The sequence below is a fragment of the Hymenobacter wooponensis genome (assembly GCF_004745865.1).
GTDB classification, from domain to species: domain Bacteria; phylum Bacteroidota; class Bacteroidia; order Cytophagales; family Hymenobacteraceae; genus Hymenobacter; species Hymenobacter wooponensis.
In genome coordinates, this window is record NZ_SRKZ01000005.1 from 140,035 (window position 1) to 156,923 (window position 16,889).

Annotated in this window: 18 protein-coding genes; 14 read left to right on the forward strand and 4 right to left on the reverse strand. The window is 58.1% G+C overall.

Features of this window, described 5'->3' with window-relative positions:
- Positions 1-86 precede the first annotated feature (86 nt).
- The 4 genes from EU557_RS17680 to EU557_RS17695 all read left to right on the forward strand — a co-directional run bounded on the left by EU557_RS17680 (position 87) and on the right by EU557_RS17695 (position 3,235).
- Positions 87-542 (forward strand): thioredoxin family protein, encoded by a 456-nt coding sequence (locus tag EU557_RS17680; protein WP_135531804.1) that lies wholly within the window; start codon positions 87-89, stop codon positions 540-542.
- Positions 543-546: 4 nt separating this feature from the next.
- Positions 547-1,632: an FAD:protein FMN transferase gene (locus EU557_RS17685; protein ID WP_135531805.1), complete on the forward strand. Its 1,086-nt coding sequence runs from the start codon at positions 547-549 to the stop codon at positions 1,630-1,632.
- Positions 1,629-1,874 carry a DUF4266 domain-containing protein gene (locus EU557_RS17690; protein ID WP_135531806.1) on the forward strand — a complete coding sequence of 82 codons (246 nt, stop codon included), beginning with the start codon at positions 1,629-1,631 and terminating at the stop codon, positions 1,872-1,874. The genes EU557_RS17685 and EU557_RS17690 overlap by 4 nt, the downstream gene beginning before the upstream one ends.
- A 77-nt stretch (positions 1,875-1,951) precedes the next feature.
- The gene (locus EU557_RS17695; protein WP_135531807.1) at positions 1,952-3,235 is read left to right on the forward strand and encodes a DUF3570 domain-containing protein; all 1,284 of its coding nucleotides are present in this window, start codon (positions 1,952-1,954) and stop codon (positions 3,233-3,235) included.
- A 30-nt stretch (positions 3,236-3,265) separates the two neighbouring features.
- Here EU557_RS17695 and EU557_RS17700 read toward each other — a convergent pair whose 3' ends face one another.
- Positions 3,266-4,474, reverse strand: coding sequence for a helix-turn-helix domain-containing protein (locus tag EU557_RS17700; protein ID WP_135531808.1), 1,209 nt, complete (start codon positions 4,472-4,474; stop codon positions 3,266-3,268).
- A gap of 123 nt (positions 4,475-4,597) precedes the next feature.
- Here EU557_RS17700 and EU557_RS17705 point away from each other — a divergent pair, with 123 nt between their 5' ends.
- The 7 genes from EU557_RS17705 (at position 4,598) to EU557_RS17735 (ending at position 11,007) form a co-directional block, all read left to right on the forward strand.
- Positions 4,598-5,059 (forward strand): hypothetical protein, encoded by a 462-nt coding sequence (locus tag EU557_RS17705; RefSeq protein ID WP_135531809.1) that lies wholly within the window; start codon positions 4,598-4,600, stop codon positions 5,057-5,059.
- Positions 5,060-5,250: 191 nt separating this feature from the next.
- Positions 5,251-6,108, forward strand: coding sequence for an AraC family transcriptional regulator (locus tag EU557_RS17710; RefSeq protein WP_167855259.1), 858 nt, complete (start codon positions 5,251-5,253; stop codon positions 6,106-6,108).
- A 118-nt stretch (positions 6,109-6,226) separates the two neighbouring features.
- A complete protein-coding gene (locus EU557_RS17715; RefSeq protein ID WP_245326312.1) occupies positions 6,227-6,640 on the forward strand; it encodes a DUF983 domain-containing protein in 414 nt (137 codons plus the stop codon).
- Positions 6,641-6,779: 139 nt separating this feature from the next.
- Complete coding sequence (locus EU557_RS17720; RefSeq protein ID WP_135531811.1) at positions 6,780-8,222, forward strand: alpha-amylase family glycosyl hydrolase; 1,443 nt, start codon at positions 6,780-6,782, stop codon at positions 8,220-8,222.
- Positions 8,223-8,321: 99 nt separating this feature from the next.
- Positions 8,322-9,038, forward strand: a complete 717-nt coding sequence (locus EU557_RS17725; RefSeq protein WP_135531812.1) for a class I SAM-dependent methyltransferase — start codon at positions 8,322-8,324, stop codon at positions 9,036-9,038.
- A 69-nt stretch (positions 9,039-9,107) separates the two neighbouring features.
- Positions 9,108-9,587 (forward strand): DinB family protein, encoded by a 480-nt coding sequence (locus EU557_RS17730; RefSeq protein WP_135531813.1) that lies wholly within the window; start codon positions 9,108-9,110, stop codon positions 9,585-9,587.
- Positions 9,588-9,660: 73 nt separating this feature from the next.
- Positions 9,661-11,007, forward strand: a complete 1,347-nt coding sequence (locus tag EU557_RS17735) for an alpha-amylase family glycosyl hydrolase (RefSeq protein WP_135531814.1) — start codon at positions 9,661-9,663, stop codon at positions 11,005-11,007.
- 73 nt (positions 11,008-11,080) lie between these two features.
- Here EU557_RS17735 and EU557_RS17740 read toward each other — a convergent pair whose 3' ends face one another.
- From EU557_RS17740 to EU557_RS17750, 3 genes are all read right to left on the reverse strand, one after another.
- Positions 11,081-12,661, reverse strand: a complete 1,581-nt coding sequence (locus EU557_RS17740; protein ID WP_135531815.1) for an N-acyl-D-amino-acid deacylase family protein — start codon at positions 12,659-12,661, stop codon at positions 11,081-11,083.
- A 47-nt stretch (positions 12,662-12,708) separates the two neighbouring features.
- Positions 12,709-13,524, reverse strand: a complete 816-nt coding sequence (gene blaOXA / locus EU557_RS17745; RefSeq protein ID WP_135531816.1) for a class D beta-lactamase — start codon at positions 13,522-13,524, stop codon at positions 12,709-12,711.
- 211 nt (positions 13,525-13,735) lie between these two features.
- On the reverse strand, positions 13,736-14,311 hold the full coding sequence (locus tag EU557_RS17750) for a YdeI/OmpD-associated family protein (protein ID WP_135531817.1): 576 nt from the start codon (positions 14,309-14,311) through the stop codon (positions 13,736-13,738).
- Positions 14,312-14,394: 83 nt separating this feature from the next.
- Between EU557_RS17750 and EU557_RS17755 the strand changes: the two genes are divergently transcribed.
- From EU557_RS17755 to EU557_RS17765, 3 genes are all read left to right on the forward strand, one after another.
- Positions 14,395-15,345 (forward strand): aldo/keto reductase, encoded by a 951-nt coding sequence (locus tag EU557_RS17755; RefSeq protein ID WP_135531818.1) that lies wholly within the window; start codon positions 14,395-14,397, stop codon positions 15,343-15,345.
- Between the two features lie 250 nt (positions 15,346-15,595).
- A complete protein-coding gene (locus EU557_RS17760; RefSeq protein ID WP_135531819.1) occupies positions 15,596-16,078 on the forward strand; it encodes a GNAT family N-acetyltransferase in 483 nt (160 codons plus the stop codon).
- A gap of 90 nt (positions 16,079-16,168) precedes the next feature.
- A complete protein-coding gene (locus EU557_RS17765) occupies positions 16,169-16,885 on the forward strand; it encodes a DUF421 domain-containing protein (RefSeq protein WP_167855260.1) in 717 nt (238 codons plus the stop codon).
- Positions 16,886-16,889: the final 4 nt, after the last annotated feature.

The following is a 16,889-nucleotide window of genomic DNA, read 5'->3' on the forward strand; positions in this document are numbered from 1 at the left end:
AAAGCCATCAAAAAGTAATCGCTGCCGTATGGTGGAATGGTTTGTGTTTTAATCTGGTTTTAATCACAACCCCTTCCCCTCTTTCTATGCGTTTTCTGCTCGTTTGCCTGTTTTTACTACTGGCAGCCTTCACTAGTCAGGCCCAAACGCCTGCGACAACCTGGAATGCTAACCTGACCGAGGCCTTGCAACAGGCTAAAGCCATTAACAAACCGGTGCTAGCCGTTTTTTCGGGCTCCGATTGGTGTAAGCCGTGTATCATGCTCAAGCAGGAGGTGTTTGACCAGCCGGAGTTCCAGCAGTACGCCCAAGATCGGCTGGTACTAGCTCGGTTTGACTTTCCGCGCAGCAAGAAAAACAAACTCTCCGCTGAGCAAACCAAGTTGAATGAGGCTGCGGCGGCGCAGCTTAATAAAGAGGGCTCATTTCCGCTCGTGGTGCTTATCTCGCCGGAGGGCAAGGTGCTGGCCAAGACCGGTTACCGCCCCGGTGGACCCGCCGCCTACGATGCCTACCTATCTCAGCTTTTAACCAAACGCTAGAGGTATGCACGCCAGTCGTCTGCCTGCAAAGCGGTTTTTCAGCGTAATAGCCCGGTTTTTAGTGCTGAGCTGGCTGCTAGTAGCCAACTCAGCAGCTTTTGCTCAGGCCCCGGCCAGCAAGCCCCGCAACTTCACCCGCACCGCCCACCTGATGGGCTCCCACTTTAGCTTCACGGCCGTCTCGGCGGACGATTCCTTGGCCTGGCGCGCCATTCGGGCGGGTATCCGGGAAACGCAGCGCATCGACCGGCTTTTTTCCTATTGGGATTCCACCTCCCAAATTACGCAGATCAACCGCCAGGCCGGCATCAAGCCCGTGGTGGTAGACCAGGAGGTGTATGATTTGATTCAGCGGACGCTCAAGCTTTCCGCGCTCAGTGATGGGGCGTTTGACATCACGTTTGCCGGCGGCGAGAAGATTTACAAGTTCGACCGTAAGGAGCACGCCAGCCTCCCCGCCCCAGAGGTAGTGAAGGCCTCCGTGGCTCGTATTGATTACCGCAATGTGCTGCTTGATCCTGCCACTCACTCCGTAATGCTGCAAGACAAGGGCATGCGCCTGAATCTGGCGGGCATTCTGCAGGGCTATGGCGTGCGCAAGGCTCAGGCCCTTATGCGGCAGATGGGCATTCAGGGTGGCCTCATCAACGGTTCCGGTGACGTGTCGTGCTGGGGGCGGCAGGGTGATGGTTCTTTGTGGCGCATTGCCATCGGCGACCCGGCTTATCCGCAGTCCGTTTCCTCGTGGCTGACCGTGACGGACGTGGCCGTGGTGACGGCCGGCAACTACGAGCAGTACTTCACGGTGCAGGGTAAGTACTACGGGCACATCATTGACCCACACACCGGCTACCCCGCCACTGGCCTACGCTCCGTTACCATCATCTGCCCCGATGTGGAGCTAGCCGATGGCCTAGATGAAGTGGTGTTTGTAAAAGGGCCAGAAGAAGGGCTGGCTTTCATCAACAAGCTTAAGGGCGTTGACTGCGCCCTCATTACCAATGATGGCCGCACCCTCACTTCCCGGGGCATGGCGGTTAACTATTACTCCACGCAGCAACCGCAGACCGCTGCGGCCCCGAAACCATGATTCTCCCAACCGTTTTTGCCTCGCGTGTGCGGGTGGTGCTAGGTGGGCTGCTACTTCTAAGTGGTAGCGGCCTTAGCAGCTGCGTATCGGTGGCAGCTTACCAAAAGATGTACCTCAACGATGAGGATATGAAACTGGCCAACAAGCGCATTGAGGTCTACGAAACCAACTTTGAGAGCTACCGCGAAGGTGCCGGCGGGGCTAATGGCGGCAAAGTAGGTGGCGGCTGCGGCTGTAATTAGCCGCCTCCAACCCATCTGGTTCCGCTAGGCCACCTCACTGATTTTTCCGCTTGCCGTACCACCCCACTCCCCTCCCGATGCTTTATAGTTTCTACTCTTTTCGTCGGTCCGTTGTGGCTGCGGCCTTCCTGGCCCTGCTGCCCGCGCTGGCTTGGGCTCAGGCTACTCCCGTGCCCAACCGCGTAGATGGCTACGGCGCCCCCAACACCACCGCACCGAGTTCGCCAAACCCCAGCAACCACGGCGAAACAGAGGTAAATATTATGTCCAGCTATTACCAGCAAGATGGCGACCATGGAGCGGTGCAGGGCGGCCGCGGCACCCAATACCTCACCGACCTCACGCCCACTATCATCCTGAACGTGCCCCTCGATTCGGCCACACGGGTGTCGGCCAACGTGGGCGTCGACTATTACGCCTCAGCTTCTACCGACCGCATTGACCAGGTGCTGTCGTCGCCTTCCTCGCATGATGCCCGCTACCACGTAGACCTAGGGTATTCGCGGCAGCTGGCCGACAAACGCACTATTGTGGGCGTAGGCGGGGGCTTTTCAAAGGAGTACGATTACCTATCCTTCAACATCACGGGCTCCTGGGCGCATGCTTCGCTGGATGGTAATCGGGAGCTGAGTGTAGCGGGGCAGGCCTTTTTCGACCGGGCCACCCTGATTTTGCCGGCTGAGTTGCGCGCTGGCGGTGGTCAGGAACATGGCTCGGGCTTCGATACCCGCCAGAGCTTCAACCTGAATGTAGTGTACTCGCAGGTGCTCACTCAGCGGCTGCAATTGGCCCTCAGCACGGAGCTAGTGGCCCAGCGGGGGCTACTGAGTACGCCTTTTCACCGGGTGTATTTTAAGGAGACGGGTGAAGCTCTGGGCACGGCCAAAACTGAGCGCCTGCCCAGGCAGCGCTATAAATATCCCGTGGGCCTGCGCCTGAATTACTACGCCACCGACCTGGTGCAGCTGCGCGGCTACTACCGCTTCTACAACGATAACTTTGGCATTACGGCGCACACCATGGAGCTGGAAACGCCCGTGAAGGTGACGCCCTTCTTTGTGCTGTACCCCTTCTACCGCTACCACACGCAAACGGCAGCCAAGTACTTCGCGCCCTATTTGCAGCACTCGGTTTTCGATGAGTTTTATACCTCTGACTATGATTTGGCCGGCTTCGCAGCGCATAAGTTGGGCTTGGGCCTGCGCTACTCCCCGGTGTATGGCATTGGGCGGTTTAAAACACCCTTTGGTGGGCGCATAGCTAAATTCAAAGCCCTCGACCTGCGATACGCCTACTACCGCCAAACCACTGGCCTGACCGCCAACCTGATCAGCGCCGACTTGTCGTTTACTATGCCCTAGTGGCTGCTAGGCCAGGCCCCCACTCCGGTCCTAGGCCACTGGGTAGTCGCGGGGGGCGTAGCCAGTGAACTGCTTGAAGATGCGGTTGAAGGTAGTTTTGGAGTTAAAGCCACTGTCCAGCGCAATGCCTAGCAGCGTGAGGCGCTGGGCATCAGGGGTGCGCAGGCGGCGCTTCACTTCCTCCACGCGGTAGCCATTCACCAGGTCGTTGAAAGACTGCCCGAAGCCATTGTTAACGGTGAAGGAAATCAGGCGGGGCGCTAGGCCAGTATGGGCTGAGAGCTCGGCCAAGGTAAGCGTGGAGTTCAGATAGAGCTTTTCCTCCTCCAGCGCCCACCGAATGCGCGCCACTGCGGCCTCATCCACGGCGGCCTTTGGCCCTACTTCCAGCTCTGCCGGTGCTATGGCCGCTGGGCTCCCGACTGGCCTAGCCGGTTCGTTGCTGCGTGCTTCAGGCGCTGCTGTCGGCACACTTTCCAAGGCTTCTGCACTCTCTGGCTCCTGGATGTCGGGCTCAAAGTGCACGGCCTGCATATCGGCTTGCCGCAAGCCCACCACGCCAATCAGAAACACAACTACTCCCAGCAGCTCGGTGGAGTAATCATAGGAGTAATACAGGCCGAAGAACTCGCGTAGCACCAGCTCCAGCAGCCACTGCGCGCTCACAATTCCCACCAGCACCAGCAGGGTGCGCAGCCATTGCAGGCGCAGCTTAGAGGTTTCGGAGAAGTTATCGGCCAGCCAACGGCGGTACTGGCCTAGCAGCCGCAAGCTGAGCCCCAGGTAGATTACCAGCGACACCCAGGTGCCAATAAACTCCAGGCTGTACGTGAAAGGCCGGTGCACATGCTGCCAAAACCAGTTGCGTGTTTCGTAGGTCTGTAGGCGCAACCACCCATACAACAAGGCCTGCGCCAGCACCGGCCCGAAATGCCAGAAGTGGCGCGGCCGCAGCCGAAAATCATGATTGACCAGGCTGCGGACGTAGAAATACAGCAAAGGCCCAAACCCCAGCGAGTAGTAAATGGGAGCGAAATACCAGTTGGGGTTCTGCCCATAAATGTTCCCCACCCGAAACAGCCCATCCAGCAGCCACAGCGCAATACTGAGCATGAGCAGTGCCAGAAAGCGGTTAGGCAGCCGGTTGTGACGCGCAAACCAGAGCAGCCCTGCCGCAAATATGGCCTGCGCTATTACGGCAAACAGAACGACAACCAGGGGCGTAAGCGGCAGTTGCATGGTGGTAGGGCGAGAGGCCAGCGACGAACAAAGTGCCCCAGCTTCCTGCCAGGAGCTAGTTGATATCTTTGCCCGACGACCAGCAAAATACTGGTTTCTTCCCTGCCCTAGCCTGGTGCCCACATGAAGCAGAAAATTCGGGAATGGCTGCGGCGCTACCTACCCGCCGAGGTGCTGTCGGTGGTGGCTACGCTGGCGGGTGCTACGGTGGCCATGCACGGCACCCACAGCGCCCTGAGCGCGGCGCTGGCAGGCACCTGGGCAGGAAATGTGGCGTACTTTGGGCATTTGCTGGTGCAGGATGTCCGCTTGGCTTATGGGCTCCGGCGCGCCCGCGCCCTGCGCTACACGCTGGGCACTTTTGGGCAGAATGTGCGGGCTCTGGTGGTGGAGTTTGGGCTAGCCGAAGTGGCCGACAGCTTCCTGATTCGGCCGGCACTTATGTACTACTTGCCACACTGGCTAGGCCACTTTGGTGCGGGAATTCTCTTGGCCAAGCTACTGGCCGACGTGTCGTTCTACGTGCCTGCCATCATCAGCTACGAGCTCAGCAAAAAGCGCCTCCGTAAGTTTGATGAGCCCTGATATACTAGATTAATGTGTAGCGGCTTCTTCCACACGTTATGCTGAGTGTAGCGAAGGATACTGTCACGTTGGCACGAGGTGCTAGGCCAGTCGTTCACACCTGAGAAGCTGCTTCCTGCGTCAGGATAATGTGCTGGTCTCATCCTCTTGCCTTTTTACCTGCCTTACCCCATCACTCCGTTGCTTTTCTCATGAAACCACCTGGCCTACCGGTTTTTACCTTGGAGTCGTTTCCGCAGAACCGGCCCCACCGCTCTTGGTACTTGGAGCGACTAGAGCGGCACGTGGCCAACTTCCCTGGCATCAGCCAACCCCACTCCCACAACTTCTACCTGCTGCTCTACGTCACGCAGGGCCATGGCACCCACACCATTGACCTGGTAACCTACGACCTGCAGCCGGGCAGCCTGTTCTTTATGACGCCCGGCCAGGTGCACCACTGGGAGCTCTCGGAGGATGCCCAGGGCTACGTGGTGTTTTTTGAGGCCGACTTCTACTTATTTCGCTACCCCGGCCCGCGCCTTTACGACTATCCATTTTTCAGTTCTGCGTACTCACCCGTTCTGCATCTAGGCCTATCTGATCAGGCTATCCGGCCCCTCATTGAGCGAATGTGGGTCGAGGATACCACGCCGGCCCCGCAGCAAGATGAGGTGGTACGCTCCTACCTGCACATTTGCCTGGAGCTGGCCGCGCGCCAGTACCCCGCCCCCGTTGCTACGCCCGAGGAGCCTCGCCACGCGCAGCAACTACTCCGGGAGTTTGGCCTGCTCCTTAACGAGCACTTCCGCACCCAACGCAGCGTACAGCACTACGCCGATATGCTGCACATCTCGCCCAACCACCTGAACGCCCTCTGCCGACGCCAGCTGGGTAAAACCGCCAGCACCCTCATTCAGGAACGGGTACTAGTAGAAGCCCACCGCCTGCTCCGCCACACCGATGCCACCGTAGGCCAGGTAGCCGACGCCCTGGGGTTTGAGGATGCATCATATTTCAGCCGCTATTTCCGTAAGCATACGGGGCACTCTCCGGGGAAGTCGATGTAGCTAAACGGTAGAGCCGCCGCCCGGAATTGATTTGTACCAAACAATCCCGCAAACGCATCTACCCTACCCGGTTTGGCCGTAGTAGTTTTGTATCAACGCTTCTGATGCGCTTACCACTATGCAAAAGACCGATTCTACGTTCCTGGCCATGCTGGAGCAGAAATGCCCCCGTTGTCACCAAGGGCCTTTGTTTTCTACCAGTGCCTTCAATATCTCCAGGTTTGCGGATATGCCTGAGGCCTGCCCCGTGTGCGGCCAGCGCTACGAGCCTGAGCCTGGTTTCTACTGGGGCGCTATGTACATCACCTTCGCCTTCTCCACAGGCATTATGCTGGTCGTGGGTTTCCTGGTTTACTTCCTCCTCAACGACCCCGACACCTGGGTGTATGTGACGGCCGTAGCCTTTTTTGCAGTAATTCTTACGCCGCTCAGCCTGCGCTACTCCCGTACCCTAATGCTGTACCTATTCGGGGGAGTGCGCTATCAGCCCGACCGTGCTAACCATTCAGCGAGCCGGGCTACGCCCTCTTAGGCCACTCCTTGCCGATACTCCATACCAGCCGGACGCGGTGCTGTTGTAGCCATTTAGCTGCCGCAGTGCTGCGTCCGGCTGGTTTTATCTGGGGCCATCTTTCCCGCTTACTCACTCAGAAAACTGGTATGTTGCAGCTATGTCAACCGCCTCTTTTCGTCTGCTCAGCTTATTTGTCCTAGGCCTGTTAGCCGCCTGCTCTGGCTCAGAAAATGCTGCTACTGCGCCCTGCGATGTGCCGGTGCCAGAGGCCTACACCATCCGTCACCCCGCCTGGGCCGACTCCGCCAGCATTTACGAAGTAAACATTCGGCAATACACGCCGGAAGGCACGTTTCGGGCGTTTGAGGCTCACCTGCCCCGCCTCCAAAAAATGGGCGTGGGCATTTTGTGGCTGATGCCGGTGCAGCCCATTGGCCAGCTCAACCGCAAGGGCATGCTCGGCAGCCAGTATTCTATTCAAGACTACCGCGCTGTAAACCCCGAGTTTGGCAATCTCGATGACCTGCGCCACCTTATCAACGAGGCTCACAAGCGCGGCATGCACGTCATTCTCGACTGGGTGGCTAACCACACCAGCTGGGACAGCCAGCTCTCGAAACAGCACCCTGAGTGGTTCACCAAGAACAAGCAGGGTCAGTTTCAGCCGCCCGTTGCCGACTGGCAAGACGTCATTGATCTGGATTACAGCAAGCCTGAGCTGCGCCGCTACATGCAGCAAAGCATGGCCTACTGGGTGCGTGAGGCCGGTTTCGATGGGTTTCGGTGCGACGTGGCCGGTCTGGTGCCCACCGACTTCTGGAACGACACCCGCCAACAGCTCGACAAGATAAAGCCCGTGTTTATGCTGGCCGAGTGGGATGAGCTGTTTCCGCCCACCTTTCTCAAGCGTTCTGAATTCGACCCCAACACGCGGCTGCTGGAGAAGGCGTTTGACATGACCTACGGCCTGCGCCTGCACGCCCTACTCGACAGCTTGGCCAACGACAAAAAGCCCGTAGCAGCCCTCGATAATTACCTCTCCGATGAGCGCCGCCGCTACCCCGCTCAGGTGTACCTGATGAACTTTACCACCTCCCACGACATCAACAGCTGGGATGGTTCAGAATACGAGCGGGTGGGTGCTAATGCCCAGCCTCTGGCCGTACTGGCCGCCTTGCTGCCGGGCATGCCCATGGTGTACAGCGGCCAGGAGGCGGCCCTGAAAAAGCGGCTACGCTTTTTCGACAAAGACACGATTGATTGGCGAGACTATCCATTGCAGGACTTTTACACCCGCCTACTCCAGCTCAAGAAGCGCCACCCTGCCCTGCGCAATGGCGACGCCTGCAGCGAGTTCCAGCGCCTGCCCGCTAGCTCCGATAGGCAAGTGGTGGTATTTGTGCGGCGCAAAGAGCAAACGGGCGTAGTCACTGCCATTAACCTGAGCCGGCTGCCCCATGAGGTGACCATGCGCACCTTAGGGCCGGGCGTATACCGGGAGCTGTTTAGCGAGCAGGTGCTAAAGCTCGGTTCCGGCTCCCGTGTGCTCCTGCCACCCCACAGCTACCGGGTGTATGAGCGCCTGCCCGACCAGAAGTAAACCTAGCTTCTACAGCTTGTGCTGCTTTGTGGCCTACACGGCATAAGCCGAAGTTTTCGTAGTATTGAGGAGCCTTTGCTTACTTTTTTACCAGTTGCTATGCCTACGCCAGATGTTACCCACTATATCGGTGATGAATTAACGCTTTTTGAAAAAGCTACTAATTGGAAAAGCTACTACGGTAACAAGCTCAAGCCCTACCTCAAAGGGCGGGTGCTGGAAGTTGGCGCTGGTATTGGGGGCACTACCCTTTCCCTCTGCGATGGCACGCAAACGGACTGGCTTTGTGTAGAGCCTGACGCAGCATTATCCACTAACATTCAGGACTTGTTAGCTGCGGGTAAGCTGCCGGCCTGCTGCCGCGTGCACACTGGCCTACTAGCCGACTTACCGGCTACCGACCTCTACAATGCCATTCTATACATTGATGTAATTGAGCACATTGAACACGATGCGGCTGAGTTAGCGGCTGCGTATAGTCATTTAGCTCTAGGCGGCGTGCTGCTGATTATTGTGCCGGCTCACCAATGGTTGTTTAGCCCTTTTGATGAAGCCATAGGCCACTTCCGCCGGTACTCCCGCAAGTCGCTGCTACGGGTTATGCCCCCGCAAAGCAAGATTATCGAAGCTTCGTATCTCGATAGTGTGGGCATGCTGGCCTCTACGGCTAATAAGCTTTTACTGAAACAAAGCAACCCGACCCTAAAACAGATCAAGTTTTGGGATACGCTGATGGTACCTATTTCACGGGTCACGGATAAACTGCTTTTCCACAATTTTGGAAAATCAGTTTTAGTCATAGCGCAGAAAAAGTAGAGACAACGTTTTCTCGCTATTACTTTCAACGACATGGCTGAGTAGTAATGACTAGGAGCACCCTGCACTATGAATCAACTGCTCACTGCCCAATACGCTCTGGTTCGGAGCGCCCGCGAGGTTTTGCTGGACTACTGCGCTACCCTGGCGCCGGCTGATTTCACAATGCCCATTCCAGGCTTCAACCACAGCAGCATGCGTGATTTATTGGTGCATGCAGCTGCCACCTATCAGCACTGGCTCGTGAACGTGGCGCTAGGCCAGTCGCGGCCCTACCCCAATGCTGCCGCAGTGCCTCATGTAGCCGCTGTAGGCCAGTTGTTTGCGCAGACGGATGAGTTGGTGGCGGACTATCTGGAGCACTTCCGGGACCAGTGGCAGACGGAGCTTTCGTGGCGGGTGCCCCGACGTGCTGAGCCGGTGCTGCTAACTCCGTTGGCGCTTTTCACGCACGTACTGACGCATGAGTTTCACCACAAAGGTCAGGTTCTGAGCATGAGCCGGCAGCTCGGCTACACGCCCGTAGATACCGACGTGGTGCGCACCTGATCTAGCTTAGCGACAGCCCGACGGCACGTTTCTGCGTAGGCACACGAGTTTCTTCCGCCACTCTGCCTCTACCGTGCCCCATTCCGAGCTTCACCCCCACGCGCATCTGTTCCAGGTTCAGCACCCCGCCTGGGCGGCGCATGCCAGCATTTACGAAGTCAATATTCGTCAGTATACCCCTGAGGGCACGTTTCGGGCCTTTGAGAAGCACTTGCCCCGCCTGGCCGCCATGGGCATTACTATCATCTGGCTGATGCCAGTTCACCCAATTGGGCAGGTGAACCGTAAGGGCACGCTGGGCAGCCAGTACGCCGTGCAAGACTATTACGGCGTAAACCCCGAGTTTGGAACGCTCGACGAGTTGCGCCATCTCGTGCAAACCGCCCACTCGCTAGGCCAGTACGTGCTGCTCGATTGGGTAGCTAACCACACCAGCTGGGATAACCCACTGGCCGAGCAGCATCCCGAGTGGTTCACTAAAGATGCGCTAGGCCAGTTCGTGCCGCCCGTGGCCGATTGGCAGGATGTTATCGACCTCGACTACAGCCACGCCGAGCTGCGTCGCTACATGACCGACGCCTTGCTCTACTGGGTGCGCGAGGCCGACATTGACGGCTACCGCTGCGACGTGGCTGGCCTGGTGCCTACCGACTTTTGGGATGATGCCCGCCAGGAGCTGGATCAGCTTAAGTCCATTTTTATGCTAGCCGAATGGGATGAGCTGTACCCTTCCGGCGGCCTCACTTGGGAGGAGTTCAACGGCAACACCCGCCTGCTGGAGCGCGCCTTCAACATGACCTTCGGCCTGCGGCTGCACTACCTCCTCGACCACATCGCCGAAGGCAAACAGCCCCTCCACGACATTGACGTGTACTTGGCCGCCGAGCGTGCCAAGTATCCGCCCAGCGTCTACCTCATGCACTTTACCAGCAACCACGATGTAAACAGCTGGGACGGCACCGAGTACGAGCGCCTGGGCCACAACGTGCTACCCTTCGCCGTGCTCACCTGCTTACTGCCCGGCATGCCCTTGGTGTATTCAGGTCAGGAAGCGGCTTTGAAGAAACGCTTGGCCTTCTTTGACAAGGACACCATTAATTGGCAGGAGTATCCGTTGCAGGACTTTTACACCCGCTTACTTCAGCTCAAAAAGCGCCACCCCGCCCTGCACAACGGCCAACTGGAAAGCCGCTTCCAACGCCTGCCATCAGCGCCCGATATCTATGCGTTTATTCGGCACCACGGGGCGGAGGCTGTTTTGGTGGCCGTAAATATCAGCGCAGATCCGCAAGACCTGGAGTTGCCGGAAGCCACAACTGGCACTTATGTTGACGTTTTTAGTGAGAATCAGGTACTCCTCCAGCCCAACAGCAACCTCGCCATTCCAGCTCACGGCTGGCGGGTGCTAGAAAGACTGTAATGTCTGTTGCCACTCACAGTACATTCTTCTGAATAGCGCTCAGCTTGACGTGCTTTGAGAGTCTCCCAAGCCTTTACTTCTTGCCAGCTCCGTAGAGTACTTGCCCGTTTCGTAGGCCAGTATGCTGACCGTTGTTTAGGGTAAGGCGGCCGTTTACTAACACGTAGTGCATGCCCGTGGAATACTGGTGGGGCTCGGTGAAGGTGGAGCGGTCTTGCACGGTGGCGGGGTCGAAGATGACAATGTCGGCGGCGTACCCTGGGCGCAGCAGGCCGCGGTCGGTGAAGCCCATGGTTTGGGCGGGCAGGCTGGTCATGCGCCGGATGGCGTCTTCGAGAGTCAGCACGTGCAATTCGCGCACGTAGTGGCCTAGCACGCGGGCGTTGGAGCCGTACCCCCTGGGGTGCGGCATTCCCTGCTGCCATACCCGAATGCTGGCATCGGAAGCCACCATGTTTTGCGGGTAGCGCATGATCTGCTGCACATCGGGCTCACTCATGCCGTGAAATACCATGCCGGCATCGTGCTGCAGCACCAGCTCCTGAATGGTGGCTGCCTCGGCGCGAGCCGCATGGGGACGGTTTCGGCGCCGGTTAATTTCCTCAATACTGAGGCCCTGGTAGCTGGGTTCTGGGGGGAAGCTGGCCACTACAGCGTAACTGAAATGCTTGAGGCCGCGCCGCTTCAAGCGCCGGAGCATATCGGCTTCCACGGCCGCGCGCACTTTGGGGCGCTGCAGCCGAACGCGCAGAGAGTCGCGGCCATCGGCCTGCACATCATCGGGAAGCAGGGTGCTGAGCGAAGTGGAGCTGGCCGTGTACGGATACTGGTCGATGGTGACCTGCTGACCACCTTGGCGGGCTTGCTCGATGAGATTGAGCAGCTTATCAGCCTGCCCCCAGTTCTGCTGGCCCCCTACTTTCAGGTGGGATATTTCGAGCGGCAACCCAGCTTCGCGGGCCACTAGCAGCGCCTCCTGAATGGCGAAGGTCACACTGTCGCTTTCATTACGCATATGGGTGGCGTAGAGGCCGTGGCACTGCGCTGCCACGCGGGCTAGCCGCACCATCTCGGGCGTGCGGGAGTAGGTGCCCGGCACATAAATCAGCCCCGACGATAGGCCTACGGCACCGTCCTGCATGGCCTGGTTCACTAAGGCCTCCATCTGCCGCAGTTCCGCCTCTGTGGGCGCCCGCTTGGCCCGGCCCATTACGGCTTTGCGCACATTGCCATGCCCCACAAACGAGGCAGTATTCACGGAGAGGTGCAGGCTATCGAGGGTTTGGAAATACTGGCCTAGCGGCAACCGTGAAGAACCACAATTGCCGGTTACTACCGTCGTCACGCCATCATAAAGAAAGTTATCGGCCGTAGGCTGGCGCACTTCGTCGTCTTCGATGTGGGTGTGCACGTCGATAAAGCCCGGCGCTACGGCCAAGCCTTTCGCATCCAGGACGGTAGTAGCAGTGAAGCCGGCTGGCAACTGGCCTACGGCAATAATCCGCCCAGCCCGAATAGCCACATCGCCGTAAGTCCAAGCGTTGCCTGTGCCATCGTACAGTCGCCCGTTGCGAATGAGGATGTCCGCTGGTGGCGTTTGGCACAGGCCTAGCCGCGTGAGCAGTAATAGGCTAACCAGTGAGAATAGGCGCATGGCGTGAAGGTAAGGCGTAGGCAACAACACGAGCTTATGGTGCTATACTACAGCCACTTCAGTTCCCGCAGCACAGCCTCCGTAATGTCTCGGCGGGCATTAATGAATTGATCATTTGCGGCCCCTGATTGCGGCTCTATGTTTAGCGCAAAATACATTGTGCGACCATCGGCGCGGTCAAGCCAGCCCACAAACCAGCCGTTATCAACGTTGGTGGCAGAGGCGAAGCTCCAGCCCGTTTTGCCGTAGAGCGTGTAGCCAGGCGTTTTCTTTAGCTGCAGAACTCGTTTCACGGCCCGTTGGTGCTGAGGCGCAATGGGCAGCTTCTCGGTGTGCAGGCGGCGCAGAAAGTTTATCTGTTCAAACTGCGTGATGCGCGAGTTGCCATCAAGCCAAAATGTGTCTACGTTCTGGGGCGTGACGTCCATGCGGCCGTAGGCTAGTTTCTGGAGCCAGTGGTGGTAGGGCTTTACTCCTACCCGGCGGGCCAGCTGTTGGTAGCATGGCACGCACGACACGCGCAAAGCCTGGGCGTAGGTCATATCCTGGTTCCACTGCGGAAATTTGCGCTGCACACCATCCCACTTGCAAAGGGTAGCCGTGTCGGGCAGGGCACCGGTTTGCAGACCAATCAGGGTGTTAGGAATCTTAAAAGTAGAGGCGGGCAGGAAGCCTTGGCGGCAGCGCTTTAAGTTGTAGGCCACATACCGATCCGCTGATTCTTCATAGAGCAAGATGGAGCCCTTCACGCCATACTGGTCGAACTGCGCCTGGAAGTTACGCTCCGTAATGGAGGGCGCGGAGGTAGTTCCCAGCAGCAGGGTGCTTCCCAGGCTTAGGAGCAGAAGGCAGATTCGTAGCATAAGAGTGAAGGTAAGACACCCGCCGAAATAGCAAATCAGGCCTAGATAGGCTTAAGCAGGAAAAAGGGTCCGTCATGTCGAGCTTGCCGAGACATCTCGCGGGCTGATGTTGAATTGGTAATCCACTAGAGAAGCATGTCGTCCTGAGTGCTTCTGCCGTGTTCTAGGCCGGTTTGACTACTTGCACAACGTTAGCACGCGATATGCTTAGCTACGCACGCTTGTTCTGGGCGGCATTCAGCACGATGCGCTCTATCCGCTGCTGGCGGGTTTCGGGGCGGCGGGCGGCGGCCAGGTTCTGGAGCAGCTGCTTGCGGGCACTGGGTGGGAAGCTGTTGAAGTGGTACTGTGCTTCCGGGTTGGCCTCCAAGGCCGCGGCTAAATCAGTGGGAACAACCAGCGCTTCTACCTCATCCAGGGCCTCCCAGCTACCGTTCTGCTGAGCGGCCGCAATGCGGGCCTCACCGGCGGGTAGCATCAGGCCCGCTTCCCGTAGCCTCCTGATGCGCTCCTTATTCACCGCCGACCAGACGCTTTTGGGCTTGCGCGGACTGAATAACAGCCGGAAGCAGGTGGCATCTACCTTGCGAGGATGGGAGTCAATCCAGCCAAAACAGAGGGCTTCTTCTACCGCATCGGCGTAGGTCATCAGGCGCTGGCCGCTTTCCTTTTTGTAGAGCGTGAGCCAAATGCCGGCCGGCTGCGTGTGGTGGGTTTCCAGCCAGGCGCGCCACGTGGCGCGGTCGGGCACATCTACTACTTCCAGGGTGTCGAGCTTGCTAGCCATGCCCTAAAATACACGGAAGCACCATAACCTCGGGGGCTCGATTCGGGTTTATACTGACCATATCCTCAATTCGCTTTTTCAGTATGCAACATCGTGAACTAGGCCGCTCTGGCCTGCAGATTGCTCCTCTCGTGCTGGGCGGCAACGTATTTGGCTGGACTGCCGACGAAGCCACTTCCTTCCGCATCCTCGATGCCTTTGTGGCTGGCGGCGGCAACGCCATTGACACGGCCGATGGTTACTCTGTGTGGGTGCCAGGCCACGTAGGCGGCGAATCGGAAACCATCATCGGCAAGTGGCTGCAACAGCGCGGCCGCCGCGACGACGTCATTATTGCCACCAAAGTAGGCTGGGAGGTTAATCCCGAAAACAAGGGCCTTAAGAAAGACTACATTCTGCGGGCCGTAGAAGGCTCGCTTAAGCGCCTGCAGACGGACTACATCGACCTCTATCAGTCGCACAAAGACGACCCCACCACGCCCGTGGAGGAAACCCTGGAGGCCTACGCCCAACTGGTGAAAGAAGGCAAGGTGCGCGCCATTGGGGCCTCCAACTTTGATGTGGCCCGCTTGCGTGAGTCCATTGAGGCCAGCGCCAAGCACGGCTACCCGCGCTATGAGAGCCTGCAGCCTCTCTACAACCTCTACGACCGCGCTGAGTTTGAGCAGGACTTGCTGCCCCTGATGCAGGAGCATAACATTGGCGTGATTCCCTACTATGGCCTGGCCGCGGGCTTCCTGACTGGCAAGTACCGCAGCGAGGAAGACCTGAAGAAAAGCGCCCGCGGCGGGGGCGTTGGCCAGAAATACCTCAACGATAAAGGCCTGAAAATCCTTAGCGCCCTCGATGCCGTTTCGGCCCGCTTGCAGGCCACTCAAGCCCAGGTAGCCCTGGCCTGGATTATGGCCCAGCCCGGCCTCACGGCCCCCATTGCCAGTGCCACCAGCCCCGAGCAGGTAACGGAGCTACTCAAAGCCACCGAGCTGCAGCTCAGCCCCGACGACCTCACGGAGCTAGGCCAGGCCAGCGCCTAATTACTATAGCCTTGCGCTTACACACGCCCCCGTCAGCTGCTTAGTTGACGGGGGCGTGTGTTTTAGTGGCCTAGCCCAGCCTCAAGAGCACGTTGGCCATCAGCTACGTGAAAATTTCAAATACTCAGTAACACCCTGCTTAACACGTAGCTACACAAGCTTTTCCTTATTCTACTGGCATGCTACCCGTTTGCACTGTCGGGTTCTGGTTGTAGCTTGCTTGTGCTCCAATCAACTTTACTTCTACTGCATGACCATTCGCATTGCTACGCACAAGGACCTGGATGAACTCTACAGCCTGTGGTGCGAGCTAATGGATGAGCACCAGGCGTTTCACCCCATTTTTGGGTATCACCCCTCCGCCGATTTTCAGTTAAAGCGCGTATTGCGCACCCGCTTGGCCGAAAACAACACCCGCATGTTTGTGGCACAGGGGCGCTACGGGCTGCTGGGCCTGATGGTGGTAACGTATCAGGTGGGCAGCACTGGCATGCACTACTTCCGGCGCGGCTACATTGCCGAGACGATTGTACGGGAAGCTTACCGTCGTCAGGGCCTCGGGCGGGCCTTATTTGGGGCAGCCAAAGACTGGCTCACGGCCCAAGGCGCCGACCACCTGGAGCTACAGGTAGCGGTTGCCAACCCGGCTGGGCGGCGGTTCTGGGAATCGCAGGGCTTTGCACCCACTACCTTCCACATGATGCAGCCGCTACCTAAGAGCCCGGAAGAGTAAGGAACCTTACGGCTGAGCTAACCGGAAGCACAACAGTTGCGTTAGGTCTGAGGAATGGTTCTGCTACCATTGCCTCTTCCGTTAATCTGTATGGTGCTTGCTGCTGATATAAAACCATTTGACTGGGAACGTATTCTCTTTTCCACCGATGCACCTCCGCTGTTCCTGCTGGAGGTAGCGCTACGCTGCTTAGTAACCTACTTGCTGATGCTGGCTGCTTTGCGCGTAACCGGCCGGCGGGGCGTACGGCAGCTGTCCATTTTCGAGCTGAGCATTATCCTGGGCCTGGGCTCCGCCGCCGGCGACGCCATGCTCTACCACGATACGCCCCTGCTGTACGCGGCCGTAGTGTTTGCCGTCGTGACGGGGCTCTACCTGCTGTTTAACCGCCTGACGGAGAAATACCCCAAGTTTAGTGACTGGCTGGAAGGCAAGCCGGTATTGCTGGTGGAAGATGGGCTGATTCAGCTCAGCAACTTTCGCAACCAGAACCTAACGCAGAAGGAGCTGTTTGGCGAGTTGCGCCAGCTGCAGGTAGAGCACCTAGGCCAGGTACGCCGCGCCTACATTGAAGCCACCGGCAATCTGAGCATCTATTTTTATGAGGAACAAGAACCTATTCAGCCTGGACTGCCCATTTGGCCCGAACGCATAGAGCACACGCACAAGCGCGTGAAGGAAGCCGGAAAGTTTGCCTGCTCTACTTGCGGAAACGTACGTGAGCTTCCACGCGGCGGCACGGCCACTTGCGCCAATTGCCAGGCTGATGAATGGATACCCGCCTGCGAAACCAAGCGAGTGGCCTAGCGCC

Coding starts and splice junctions, on each gene's coding strand:
- EU557_RS17680 (WP_135531804.1), top strand. CDS start 87: ATGCGTTTTCTGCTCGTTTGCCTGTTTTTACTACTGGCAGCCTTCACT.
- EU557_RS17685 (WP_135531805.1), top strand. CDS start 547: ATGCACGCCAGTCGTCTGCCTGCAAAGCGGTTTTTCAGCGTAATAGCC.
- EU557_RS17690 (WP_135531806.1), top strand. CDS start 1,629: ATGATTCTCCCAACCGTTTTTGCCTCGCGTGTGCGGGTGGTGCTAGGT.
- EU557_RS17695 (WP_135531807.1), top strand. CDS start 1,952: ATGCTTTATAGTTTCTACTCTTTTCGTCGGTCCGTTGTGGCTGCGGCC.
- EU557_RS17700 (WP_135531808.1), bottom strand. CDS start 4,474: ATGCAACTGCCGCTTACGCCCCTGGTTGTCGTTCTGTTTGCCGTAATA.
- EU557_RS17705 (WP_135531809.1), top strand. CDS start 4,598: ATGAAGCAGAAAATTCGGGAATGGCTGCGGCGCTACCTACCCGCCGAG.
- EU557_RS17710 (WP_167855259.1), top strand. CDS start 5,251: ATGAAACCACCTGGCCTACCGGTTTTTACCTTGGAGTCGTTTCCGCAG.
- EU557_RS17715 (WP_245326312.1), top strand. CDS start 6,227: ATGCAAAAGACCGATTCTACGTTCCTGGCCATGCTGGAGCAGAAATGC.
- EU557_RS17720 (WP_135531811.1), top strand. CDS start 6,780: ATGTCAACCGCCTCTTTTCGTCTGCTCAGCTTATTTGTCCTAGGCCTG.
- EU557_RS17725 (WP_135531812.1), top strand. CDS start 8,322: ATGCCTACGCCAGATGTTACCCACTATATCGGTGATGAATTAACGCTT.
- EU557_RS17730 (WP_135531813.1), top strand. CDS start 9,108: ATGAATCAACTGCTCACTGCCCAATACGCTCTGGTTCGGAGCGCCCGC.
- EU557_RS17740 (WP_135531815.1), bottom strand. CDS start 12,661: ATGCGCCTATTCTCACTGGTTAGCCTATTACTGCTCACGCGGCTAGGC.
- blaOXA (WP_135531816.1), bottom strand. CDS start 13,524: ATGCTACGAATCTGCCTTCTGCTCCTAAGCCTGGGAAGCACCCTGCTG.
- EU557_RS17750 (WP_135531817.1), bottom strand. CDS start 14,311: ATGGCTAGCAAGCTCGACACCCTGGAAGTAGTAGATGTGCCCGACCGC.
- EU557_RS17755 (WP_135531818.1), top strand. CDS start 14,395: ATGCAACATCGTGAACTAGGCCGCTCTGGCCTGCAGATTGCTCCTCTC.
- EU557_RS17760 (WP_135531819.1), top strand. CDS start 15,596: ATGACCATTCGCATTGCTACGCACAAGGACCTGGATGAACTCTACAGC.
- EU557_RS17765 (WP_167855260.1), top strand. CDS start 16,169: ATGGTGCTTGCTGCTGATATAAAACCATTTGACTGGGAACGTATTCTC.